The 12,895-nt window shown below is 58.2% G+C and carries 5 protein-coding genes; 4 read left to right on the top strand and 1 reads right to left on the bottom strand.

What is annotated here, in order from left to right:
* The coding region (glgA, locus tag ACXJKO_RS24670) for a glycogen synthase GlgA (RefSeq protein ID WP_457093713.1) at window positions 1-1,341 on the bottom strand (1,341 nt) is incomplete at its 3' end.
* A 297-nt stretch (window positions 1,342-1,638) separates the two neighbouring features.
* Between glgA and treZ the strand changes: the two genes are divergently transcribed.
* The 4 genes from treZ to glgX form a co-directional block, all read left to right on the top strand.
* The gene (gene treZ / locus ACXJKO_RS24675; protein WP_457093714.1) at window positions 1,639-3,456 is read left to right on the top strand and encodes a malto-oligosyltrehalose trehalohydrolase; all 1,818 of its coding nucleotides are present in this window, start codon (window positions 1,639-1,641) and stop codon (window positions 3,454-3,456) included.
* Entirely contained in the window at window positions 3,456-8,306 is a 4,851-nt protein-coding gene (gene treY / locus ACXJKO_RS24680) for a malto-oligosyltrehalose synthase (protein ID WP_457093715.1), read from the top strand. The genes treZ and treY overlap by 1 nt, the downstream gene beginning before the upstream one ends.
* Before the next feature lie 133 nt (window positions 8,307-8,439).
* Entirely contained in the window at window positions 8,440-10,686 is a 2,247-nt protein-coding gene (gene glgB / locus ACXJKO_RS24685; RefSeq protein WP_457093716.1) for a 1,4-alpha-glucan branching protein GlgB, read from the top strand.
* A 165-nt stretch (window positions 10,687-10,851) separates the two neighbouring features.
* The coding region (gene glgX, locus ACXJKO_RS24690) for a glycogen debranching protein GlgX (protein WP_457093717.1) at window positions 10,852-12,895 on the top strand (2,044 nt) is incomplete at its 3' end.

The raw sequence follows: 12,895 nt of genomic DNA on the forward strand, positions 1-12,895 counted from the left end.
GAAACCGTTCACCCCATCCTCGATGGTGTCGGCAAGGCCGCCGGTCTTGTGAGCGATCGGCAGCGAGCCGAAACGCTGAGCATACATCTGGCTCAGACCGCAGGGCTCGAAGCGCGACGGCATGAGAAGGAAGTCGCTTCCCGCATACATGCGGCGCGCTGCGCCCTCGTCGTATCCGATCTTCACACCCACCGAGCCTGGATGCCGGTGAGCGAGAACCTGCAATGCATGTTCGAAGCGAGGCTCGCCTTGGCCGATCACGGCGATCTGCCCACCTTGCGAGACGATGGTCTCCGCTGCAGAGATGGCAAGATCGACACCCTTCTGATGGACGAGTCGGGAGACAACGGCAAAGAGCGGCCCATTCGACAACGCCAAGCCGAAATTCTTGCGCACATCATGAGCGTTCGCGCGCTTGCCCCGACAATTCTCGGCGGAGAAGCGGCTCACGAGATAAGGATCGCTGCTCGGATCCCAGCTCGCATCGATCCCATTGATGATGCCATCCAGCCTGCCCTGCTGGGCGCGCGTCCTCAGCAAGCCATCGAGACCGCAGCCGAATTCCGGGCGCGTAATCTCGTTCGCGTAGGTGGAACTCACCGTGGTGATGTGAGAGGCATAGAAGATGCCTGCCTTTAGGAAGGACAACTTGCCATAAAATTCAACGCCGTTGATGTGGAAGGCAGCATCCGGAATGCCAAGACGCGACAAGCGGCTCCGTTCGAAAAGACCCTGATAAGCCAAGTTATGAATGGTCAGGATGGTCGGAATGTGCTGCCCACGCCAAGCGAGGTACGCAGCGGCAAGGCCCGAGGGCCAATCGTTGAGATGGAGAAGATCCGCGCGCCACAGAGGATCTCCATGGCCGCAGGCGATGTCGGCGGCAGCGAGGCCCAGTCGCGCGAAGCGGATATCGTTATCGGCCCAGTCAGCTCCGAAAGCATCGACATAGGGCGATCCCTCCCGCTCATAGAGTTCCGGGCAGAGAAGCACATAGACCGTCAGGCCATCCTTCGTTCTGCCGCGCCCAAGGCCACAGGCAGGGATGCCGAAGGACGCCGGCATTTGCGCGATCTGCTCGATCTCGCCGATCTGCGATAGAACCTGCGGATAACCGGGGATGAGGATGCGTACGTCGTAATGCAACCGCAGCGCCCGGGGCAATGCTGCGGAGACTTCGCCGAGACCACCTGCCTTGATGTAATCGGCGATTTCCGACGTCACAAAAAGAATGGACTGTCGACGGGAAACTGAAACGGAAGGGTGGAAATCGTTCTGCAATTCGGCGCGCGCCGATGTCGCGAAAGCTGCGCCGGCTTTCGGTGAATAAGTGTCCAGCATGTCATCACGAGAGCGCGTTCCCCATTGACCCACCGCGCCCAAAGCAGGTCGCGTTCATAACGCAGTGCAGCAAGGAATGTTCCGAACGAATTTCAAATTATTTCCGAGTACCTCAAATTTTCACCGAGAATTTTCATGTAACCCCGTTGAAGGTGTTTACAAAAATTGCTTCTCCGAGTGCATCGCCACATGGCGTAAAGATGGGCTTTTCTCAAGCTCGGCTGTATTTTTTGAAAGCATGCGGAACCTTGTACGGCAAAGCTCGTTCGCATGTGCCCTCTCAATTCCGGAGTTTCCATGCGGCGATTTCATTCCATGCCTTTCGGGGCGGAAGTGGCCTCTGAGGGCGTTCGCTTTGCTCTCTGGGCGCCGAGCGCTGAGAATGTTTCTCTTATCCTCGATGATATGGAGTTACCTATGCCCGCTGGGCAAGAGGGTTGGTACAATCTTCTGTCCAAGGATGCGCGCGCGGGCATGCGCTACGGCTTCAAGATTGACGGCAAACTCATCGTCCCGGATCCAGCATCGCGGTTTCAGCCGGATGACGTGCATGGGCGAAGCCTCGTCGTGGATCCGCAATCCTACACATGGTCTCAAGCACATTGGATGGGGCGACCTTGGGAAGAGACCGTCCTCTATGAACTGCATGTAGGCACGGCGACCCAGGAGGGCACCTATGTTGCTTTAATTGGCAAGCTCGAGGCTTTAAGAGACCTCGGCGTCACGGCGATCGAACTCATGCCGGTTGCGGAATTTCCGGGTGAGCGCAACTGGGGCTATGACGGCGTGCTCCCCTTTGCGCCGGATGCGGCCTATGGCAGCCCGGATGACCTGAAGCGACTGATTGATCGTGCCCATGAATTGGGACTGATGGTGTTTCTGGATGTGGTCTACAATCACTTCGGACCGTCAGGGAATTATCTTCACGCCTATGCCAAGGAATTCTTCACGGACAGGCACCCTACCCCGTGGGGCGCCGGCATCAATGTGGATGGCGATGGAAGCCGTCATGTCCGAGACTTCTTCATCCACAACGCTCTGTACTGGCTGGAAGAGTATCGGTTCGACGGTCTGCGCTTCGATGCTGTTCACGCCATCATCGACGATAGCAAGCTGCATTTTCTCGAAGAGCTGGCTAACCGCATCCGCGCAGCCTTCCCTGAACGGCACATTCATCTCGTGTTGGAGAACGAAGCGAACCAAGCGCGTTGGCTGGAACGCCAGGAGAACGGGAAGCCCAGCTTGCACACGGCTCAATGGGCCGACGACATCCATAATGCATGGCATGCTCTGCTGACTGGCGAGAGCGAGGGCTATTACCACGATTATGCGGAAGCGCCGCTGCAGCACCTTGGTCGTGCGATTGCCGAAGGCTTTGCATACCAGGGCGATCCTTCGCCTCACAAACAAGGCAAGATCAGGGGCGAGCCCTCTGCCCATCTTCCGCCAAGCGCTTTCGTGTCGTTCCTTCAAAACCATGATCAGGTAGGCAACCGGGCCTTTGGCGAGAGGCTTTCACATCTTATTCCAGCCGATCGCCTTGAGTTGGCGCAAGCCATTTTCCTCCTTTCCCCTCAAATCCCCATGCTCTTCATGGGCGAGGAATGGGCAGCTTCGTCGCCGTTCCAATTTTTCGTCGACTTCGAGAGCGAACCAGATCTCGCGAAAGCCGTGCGCGACGGACGGAGGGGGGAGTTCAAGCACTTCAAAGCCTTTACACACCCGGAAACGGCGCAGCGAATTCCAGACCCGACGGACCGAGCAACCTTCGAACGGTCGAAGATCGACTGGAGCGAAGCCGAGCGCTCGCCGCATCGGGACATCCGCACTCGAACACAGTCACTGCTCGAACTGCGTCGAACGGAGATCGTCCCTCTTCTCAAGAGTGGCTACAGCGGCTCATCCTACACAGTTACATCGGATGGTATTCTCGATGTCACATGGCGCTTCAGCAATGGGTCTCTCAGGCTTCTTGCCAATTTCGGTGACAGGACCATTGATGAAAGCCCGACTCGTCAAACACATGTCTTGTGGTCGAGCCCAAATATCTCATTCACCGACGCAAGCATTCAAGTCCGCCCGTGGTCCGGCATTCTGCTGAAAGAAACTCTTTAATGACGAAATACGATGCTCTTCTGGAGCGCCTGGCCGAACTCGTCGGCATCTCATCCAACTATAAGGATGCCTTTGGGCGGGAAGTCGAGACGACGCCCGATACCCGCAATGCCCTCCTCACGGCGCTTGGATTGAGGATCGCCTCCGAGACTGAGATTCAGACAAGCATTGCTCGGCTGGAGCATCTGCGAGAAGGTTTTCTTCCAGCGGTTCCTGTTGTAAGCGCGGATAGTCCGGGTCGGATCGTATTTCGCAAGGATCCTCCACAAGCCGAATGGGTTCTGATTACAGAGGATGGCACTGTTCATAAAGGATCGATTGCGAAAGGCGCGCGTGTTCTTGAACTTCCTGCCCTGCGGATGGGCTACCACCAGCTTCGGATAGGTGAGTTCAGCGCAACCTTGATTTCCGCTCCCGGCCAGTGCTGGCAGCCGGATTCCTTGAAGGCAGAGGCACGCCTATGGGGCGCTTCGGCGCAGGTCTACTCTCTTCGCTCCTACACCGATCTTGGCATCGGTGACTACTCCGATGTTGCGGTGGCGGCGGAAGGTGTCGGCGCCCTCGGTGCATCCTTTCTAGGCTTGAGCCCTGTCCATGCACTCTTTGCGTCTGATCGTTCGAAAATATCTCCGTACTCGCCGTCCTCACGCCTGTTTCTCGAGTCGATCTATATCGACCCGCGAAGTGTGGAAGGTTTCGTTGAAAGCGGCGCGCAAAAGTTGCTTGACGATGAGAGCACGCAGGCACGCCTGGCCGCTCTGCAGAATGCATCGCTCATCGATTATGCAGAAGTCTGGGCCATCAAGCTCCCACTGCTGGAGGCTTTGTGGAAGCACTTCCAGAGTTCGGCTGATCACAGTGCCTTTGATGCGTTCAGGCATTCCGGTGGCGATGCCTTAGAGRCTCACGCCACTTTCGAAGCCTTGTCCGAATATTTTCGTGAGCAGAACCTTCACTGGATCGGTCAATGGCMGGAGTCTTATCAGTCTGTGCACTCCGAGGAGGTGCGGCAGTTCCGCACCTCTCATGGGAATCGCATCTCCATTCATGCCTGGCTTCAGTGGCAGGCGGATCGGCAGCTCGCACAGGCCACCGAACGTGCACATACGGCCGGGCTGAGCATCGGGCTTTATCGTGATCTTGCCGTCGGCGCAGACGGCGGCGGTTCGGAAATCTGGGCAACGCCCGAGAGATTTGCGCCCGGCCTTGCCGTCGGGGCTCCACCGGATCCTCTAGGGCCACAGGGGCAGAACTGGGGACTTCCGCCTTTCAATCCGCTGACGCTCGAAGAGCAAGGGCTTGCGGCCTTCCGCGATCTGGTAACATCCAACATGCGTCATGCGGGCGCGATCCGCATCGACCACGCTTTCCAGCTTCAGCGCCTGTTCCTTATCCCCTCAGGAGCACCAGCCTCTCAGGGCGCCTATGTGGATTATCCGTTCGAGGCGATGCTCGCGGTTCTGCGGGTAGAAAGTCACCGTGCCCGCTGTCTTGTCATCGCGGAGGATCTCGGCACGGCTCCGAAAGGCTTCTCCGATGCCATCATGAATTCGGGCGTGCTCAGCTATCGCGTCCTGCCGTTCGAGCGAGAGGATGCGGCGTTCAAAAAGCCCGATGATTATCCCCGCTCCGCGATGGCCGTGATTACGACCCATGATCTGCCGACCTTCATCGGATGGTGGCGTGGCCTCGATATCGACTTGCGGCAGACGCTTGCCGTCTTCGATCCTGCAACAGCCAACAACGAGCGTATGGCCCGGGAAGCCGACAAGAAGGAATTTGCCAAGGCACTTGCGGAGCAGAAGCTGCTTCCCTCAGCCGACATACCGCACGCACCTCCATTGGAAGCCGCGGTGCGATACCTTGCGCGCACGACATGTACTCTCACCGCGCTGCAAATCGAGGATGCTTCAGGTGAACTGAATCAGCCCAACATGCCGGGCATGGATGCAGGCCATCCCAACTGGCGCCGGCGTCTTTCGAACACGCTCGAATCGATCATGGCTCCCAATAGCCTGATAGCCCGATTGTCCGTCGCTTTGGCTCAGGAAGGAAGGGATGCCTTGGGCCGCAGAAATATTCTTGCTGCTCCACCTCCGCGCGCAACCTACCGCCTCCAGTTTCATAAGGACTTCACGTTCGACGACGCGGCAAAGATCGTGCCTTATCTGGCAAGCCTTGGGATCAGCCATGTCTATGCATCGCCCATACAAGCGGCAAGCCCCGGCTCGACRCATGGCTATGACATCGTCGACCATGGGGCCATCAATCCTGAACTCGGAGGGGAAGAAGGCTTCAGGCGTTTCTCGGACGTACTGAAAGCCCACGGCCTGAAACTTCTCCTCGACATCGTGCCCAACCACATGGGCGTCGGCGGCCAGGCCAACGGCTGGTGGCTATCCGTGCTGGAATGGGGACGCCTCACATCTCATGCCGAAGCCTTCGATATCGACTGGCAGCGCTCGGGCGCCGACGGAAAACTCATCGTGCCGTTCCTCGGGTCTCATTATGGAGAGGCGCTGGAGAAAGGCGAATTGCAACTGAAATTCGACGAGAAGGATGGCAGCTTCAGCGTATGGCATTGGGAGCACAGATTCCCGATCTGCCCGCTTACCTACCCACTCATTCTTGATCACACGCCGGCACTCCTCGATGATCAAGCTGCAGCAACTGCATTGAGGACCCTAACCGAGCAGTTCCGCAATTTAGAAACCGGCTTGGATGTTGCAAAAGTCTCCTGCCAGCTGAAGGAAGCTCTTTCTGCCATCTATGCTCAACCGAGAGTCAAGAAGGCTATCGATAGTGCCGTGAAGGCAATCAACGGCATCGTCGGGTCGCCCGAGAGCTTCGAGATTCTGCATCGACTACTCGAAGCCCAGGCTTATCGCCTCGCGCACTGGCGTGTCGCCTCAAGCGACATCAATTACCGACGCTTCTTCGACATTAATACTCTCGCCGGTATGAGAGTGGAAAAGCCTGATGTTTTCGAACGCACCCACGAGCTGATCCTGCGCCTCATCGACGAAGACCGAATTCATGGCCTTCGCATTGACCACATCGATGGTCTCGCCGATCCGGAAAGCTACGCCAACGCTCTCCAGGCGAAGGTTGGCCCTGGCTTCTATGTGGTTGTCGAGAAAATTCTCGAGCCGGGTGAAGACCTGCGTCCTTGGCCGGTTGCAGGAACAAGCGGGTACGATGTTCTCAACCTGATCGACAGTGTTTTGGTCGATGCCAAAGCTAGCGACAGCATGGACCGGATCTATCGTCAAGCCGCGCACATCGAGGATTCCTACGAGAGCTTGCTCAGGCAGGCCAAAGTCCAGATCACGCAAGCAAACTTTGCTAGCGAGGTTGAAGCTCTGGTTTCCGATATCAAGCCCATCGCGAATGCAAGCCGCCTCACCCGCGACTATACGGCCTTCGCTCTTCGACAGGCTCTCGTCGAAATCATTGCTGCCTTTCCTGTCTATCGCACATATCTCAGAGATGCTGAGGCTGCGGCTGAGGACGTCGAGCTCTTGGAAGAGACGGTCAGGGCAGCCAAGAGTGAAAGTTCGCTCCCGGATCACTCCGTTCATGACTTCATCGCGACAGCACTTCTCGGCAAGCTGGAGCGCGTTCACTCCGAGGATCTTGTCCGCTTCAGGCGTCGCTTCCAGCAACTTGCCGGCCCTGTCATGGCCAAAAGCCTGGAAGACACCCTGTTCTACCGCTATGGACGCTTGATTGCTCTCAACGAAGTCGGCGGCGACCCTGGGCATTTCGGGATTTCCGCAAAGGACTTCCACCATGCCAATCGCGAGCGGGCGAGACACTGGCCGCATGCGATGATTGCCACGGCAACCCATGATACGAAGCGCGGTGAGGATGCGCGTGCCAGACTTTTGGCACTGTCCGAGATACCTGAGGAGTGGCAGGAGGCGATCAAACAATGGTGCGACGCGATCTCTCCTCACCTCACTATCACCAACGGTCAAACAAGCCCGGATGCGAACGATCAGGTCATCCTGCTTCAGTCTCTTCTTGGCGCTTGGCCTCTCGAACTCCTGGAGAGGGACGATGCGAAACAGCTCGCCTGGTTTCAGGAGCGCCTGGAGGGCTATGTCATCAAGGCGCTTCGCGAGGCCAAACGGCATACGAGCTGGGTTGATCCGCGAGAGGATTATGAGAACACGACACTGGCGCTGGTTCGCGCTGCCCTCGACCCGAAGAATAAGATTCTTGATCGCTTCCGTGCTCTGGCACAGCGTCTGTCCATTCTGGGTATGCTGAACGGCCTCACACGGACGGTTCTCAAAATGACTCTGCCCGGCGTCCCCGATATCTATCAGGGAACGGAGTTCTGGGATTTCGCGCTGGTCGATCCAGACAATCGCAGACCGGTAGACTATCAGGGGCGTTCACAGACCATCGAAACAGAAGCTTCGCCGGATGCACTTCTCTCACAATGGCAGGATGGCCGGATCAAGCAGTACGTTCTCAAGCAACTGCTTCAGGACCGCGCGCAGACGCCGGGGCTATACAGCGAAGGTGATTATCAGCCGCTCGAAATCCGAGGTGATAGGTCCGACCACTTTATCGCCTATATCAGGCAGTGGAGGCACGAAACTGTTGTCGTGATCGTTCCACGTTTCTGGGCCTCGCTTGTTTCCGGCAACAGGCCGGATCCGGATCCGAAGGCTTGGAATGGAGTGACTATCACGCTGCCTCATGGGCGATGGGTGAATGTGATAACAGGGAAGCCTTTGAAAACCACAGCCGAGGAAACTCCGCTTGCCGATATTCTGGAAGCTTTTCCCTTTGCGGTCCTGCGGTCATCGCAGGGCTCTCTAGAGGAAGACCATTAAATCTCAACCCCGGGCACGCCACTGCGTCTGGTCATGGATCGTGCCTGCCCCATAATGAACTCCTCTCACGGAGCAAGAACGTGGTCGGGCCTGCCGGCCCTTGGTTGCAGTTCGATCGCAAGGGGATGCCTGAATGGCTCAGCGCAGGGGTGCATCGCAGAGCGCAAAGATGCGTTCAGCGGAGCCGCATTCGGTTTCTGATATTATTGCCTCCGGCGACCCTTTCTCGGTCCTCGGTCCTCATGAAGTGGCGCCTGGAATCTGGGAGGTGCGCGCCATCCTCCCCTGGGTGGAGGCCGCTTCCATCGTCGGTCGCGATGGCGAGACCGTTCTTGCATCCATGGAGAAGCGGCTGCCCGAGGGCTATTTCGTCGGCACGTTCCAGAGCGCGGAGCGCCCGGATTACAGATTTCGTATCCAGCGGCAGGACGGGTTCGAAATCCGTCACGACCCCTACAGCTTCGGAACGTTCCTGTCCCAGGACGATCTGATGCGCCTGCGCGATCCGGGCTCGGACGCGGTTTACACGAAGCTTGGCGCTCATCATCTCGATCTTGGCGGCATCCAGGGCTACCTGTTTACCGTCTGGGCGCCCAATGCCCATCGCATCAGCATCGTCGGCGACTTCAATAACTGGGACGGCCGGTGCCATCCCATGCGGCGACGCCACGATGCGGGCGTTTGGGAGCTCTTCATTCCCGATGTATCGGCGGATCAGCGCTACAAATTCGAGATCGTCGGCTTGCAAGGCAACCTCCTCGCGCTCAAGGCAGACCCGATTGCCTTCACGGCGGAGCATCCGCCCGCGACTGCCTCGATCACGAAAGGCGCGCCTGATTTCGACTGGCGCGACGGCGAGTGGATGAAGGCACGGGCCGCGCAGAACCATCGCAAGGCTCCGATGTCGATCTACGAGTGCCACCTCGCTTCCTGGGCCAGAGTGCCCGAGGAAGACAATCGATATCTCACTTATCGCGAGCTAGCCGTCAGGCTCATTCCTTATGTAAAGAACTTGGGCTTCACCCACATCGAGCTTTTGCCGATTACGGAATATCCGTTCGACGGCTCCTGGGGCTACCAGCCGATCTCGCTTTATGCGCCGACAAGCCGCTTTGGCGGACCGGAGGACTTCGCGGCATTCGTCGAAGCCGCTCATGCCGCGGGGATCGGGATCATCCTCGACTGGGTGCCGGCACACTTCCCCAACGATCCTCATGGCTTGAGCTTTTTCGACGGCACGCATCTCTACGAGCATGCCGATCCGCGCCTCGGCTTCCATCAGGATTGGGGCACGCATATCTACAATTACGAGAGGCAGGAGGTCGCCACCTTCCTCGTGGCGAATGCACGGTTCTGGCTGGAGCGGTATCATCTCGATGGCCTGCGCGTCGACGCCGTGGCCTCCATGCTCTATCTCGATTACTCACGAAAGCCGGACGAGTGGATTCCCAATCGCTACGGCGGCAATGAAAACCTGGGCGCTATCGACTTCCTGCGCCGGATGAACGAGGTGGCTTATGCCACCGCACCCGGCGCCGTCACGATTGCGGAGGAATCCACCGCCTGGCCCGGCGTGTCGCATCCGACCTATACCGGCGGCCTCGGCTTCGGCTTCAAATGGAACATGGGCTGGATGCACGACACGCTCCGCTACATCAGCAAGGATCCGGTCTTCCGCCGTCATCACCACCATGACCTGACCTTCGGCCTGCTCTACGCCTTCTCCGAGAACTTTATCCTGCCGCTCAGCCATGACGAGGTCGTGCACGGCAAGGGCTCGCTCATCCGCAAAATGCCGGGCGATCAATGGCAGCGCTTCGCGAACCTGCGTGCCTATTACGGCTTCATGTGGGGACATCCCGGCAAGAAGCTTCTGTTCATGGGCGGCGAGTTCGCACAGGAGCAGGAATGGAATCACGATTATAGCCTCGATTGGCACCTGCTGGAGGATCCTTTCCACCAGGGTGTGCAGTCTCTCATCAGAGACCTCAACGAGGCCTATCGTTCGGTTCCTGCCCTTCACGAGCGCGATTGTGAATGGAAGGGTTTCGAATGGATCGTTTCCGACGATCGGGACAACAGCGTGATTGCGTGGTTGCGGCGGGGTAACGCCGAGGATTCCATCGCCATCGTGGTGTCGAACTTCACGCCCGTGGTGCGCGAGGGATATCGCATCGGCGTTCCCCTCCCCGGGTTCTACCGCGAAGTCGTGAATACGGATGCCGCCATGTATGGCGGAAGCAACGTGGGCAATCTCGGCGGCGTCATGACGGAAGGCACCGAGAGCCACAGCCGCCCATGCTCGCTCACTCTTACCATCCCGCCTCTGGCGACACTCATCCTTGTGTTCGACCGCAAGGCCCCGGACATGAAGTTATAGTTCAGCTTGAAAGGGACTTCCGGCCGATTTGTGCGTTGATGCAGCAGACATTTCTGCTCCGCTCTCCGAGACCTGTGTATGAACGATAAAGTCGAGATCCGCGAAACCACACCTTCCGATATCGTCACGCCTTCCGTAAGGCGGACGTCAAGGATCCGCGAGGGAATGCCCTACCCTCTAGGCGCAACGTGGGATGGCCTCGGCGTTAATTTCGCGCTCTTCTCCGCCAACGCCACCAAGGTCGAGCTTTGTCTGTTCGATGCGGAAGGCAAACGCGAACTGGAGCGGATCGAGCTGCCGGAATACACGGATGAAGTCTGGCACGGCTATCTGCCGGATGCTCGCCCCGGCACAACCTATGGCTATCGCGTGTATGGGCCTTACGAACCGGATGCCGGACATCGCTTCAACCCCAACAAGCTGCTCCTCGACCCTTATGCCAAGCAGATCATCGGCAACCTGACCTGGAATCCCGCGCTCTACGGTTACGAGATCGGATCGCACGACGCCGATCTGTCATTCGACAAGCGTGACAGCGCCGCCTTCATGCCCAAATGCCGCGTGATCGAGCAGGCCTTCACCTGGGGGAACGAGCGTCGGCCCCAGACAGCATGGGAACGCACCATCATCTATGAAGCTCACCTGCGGGGCTTCACGATGCAGCATCCGGCGATCCCGAAGGAGATCCGCGGGACATTCTCCGGGCTCATGCACCACGAGTCGATCAACTACATCAAAAGTCTCGGCGTGACTGCCATCGAGCTTCTGCCGATCCATGCCTTCGTCGATGACAGCTATCTCATGGAGAAGGGACTACGGAATTACTGGGGTTACAACAGCATCGGATTTTTCGCGCCCCAACCTCGCTATCTCGCGACGCCCTTCGTGAACGAGATCAAGGAAATGGTGACCCATTTCCATGATGCCGGGATCGAGGTGATCCTCGATGTGGTCTACAACCACACCGCCGAGGGCAACGAGCTTGGCCCGACTCTCTCGTTCAAGGGCATCGATAACGAATCCTACTACAGGCTCGCGCCGGATAAGCGCTACTACATCAACGATACCGGAACCGGAAACACGGTGAACCTCAGTCACTCCCGTGTGCTGCAGATGGTCAATGACAGCCTGCGCTACTGGGCCCAGGAACTGCATGTGGACGGCTTCCGCTTCGATCTCGCCACGATCCTCGGTCGTGAGCCGCATGGCTTCGAGGAGGACGGTCGCTTTCTCGATGCCGTCCGGCAGGATCCGATCCTCAGCCGGGTGAAGCTGATCGCGGAGCCGTGGGATTGCGGCCCCGGCGGCTATCAGGTGGGACGCTTCTCCCCCGGTTGGGCGGAGTGGAATGATCGTTATCGCGATACGGTGCGCGCCTACTGGAAAGGCGAAGACGGCAAGCTGCCGGAACTCGCCTCTCGCTTCACCGCATCCGCCGACCTGTTCAACAAGCGCGGACGCAAGCCCTGGGCGTCCGTGAATTTCGTGACGGCGCACGACGGATTCACACTCAACGACCTCGTATCCTACAACGACAAGCACAACGAAGAGAACGGCGAAGACAACAAGGACGGGCACGATCACAATCTGTCCTGGAACCACGGCGTCGAAGGCCCGACCGACGATCCGGAAATTCGTGCGCTGCGGTTCAGACAGATGCGCAACATCCTCGCCACCCTCCTCTTCTCGCAAGGCACGCCCATGCTTCTTGCGGGCGATGAGTTTGGACGCACTCAGAAGGGCAACAACAATGCCTATGCCCAGGATAACGAGATCTCCTGGATCGATTGGGAAGGCGTGGACGAGGATGGAGCCGAACTCTTCGAGTTCACGCGCAGACTGATCCAGCTGCGTCAAAGCCTGCCGATCCTGCGTCGCGGCCGTTTCCTGAGCGGTGTCTACAACGAAGAACTCGACCTGAAGGATGTGACCTGGCTGACGCCCGCGGGCGACGAAATGACTCCGGAGCAGTGGGAGGATTCGCATGCCCGCTGCATCAGCATCCTGCTGGACGGCCGCGCCCAGCCGACCGGCATTCGCAGGCGTGGTACGGACGTAACGCTGCTGTTGATCCTCAATGCCCATCATGATGTGGTGAAGTGCAAGCTGCCGGAAGTTACGGGCGGCAAGGGCTGGATGTGTCTGGTGGACACTAATAAGCCGGAGCTTGCGTTTCCGACGCCCTTCAGCTTCGGCAAGGATTATACAG

This window comes from Microvirga sp. P5_D2, from assembly GCF_054049475.1.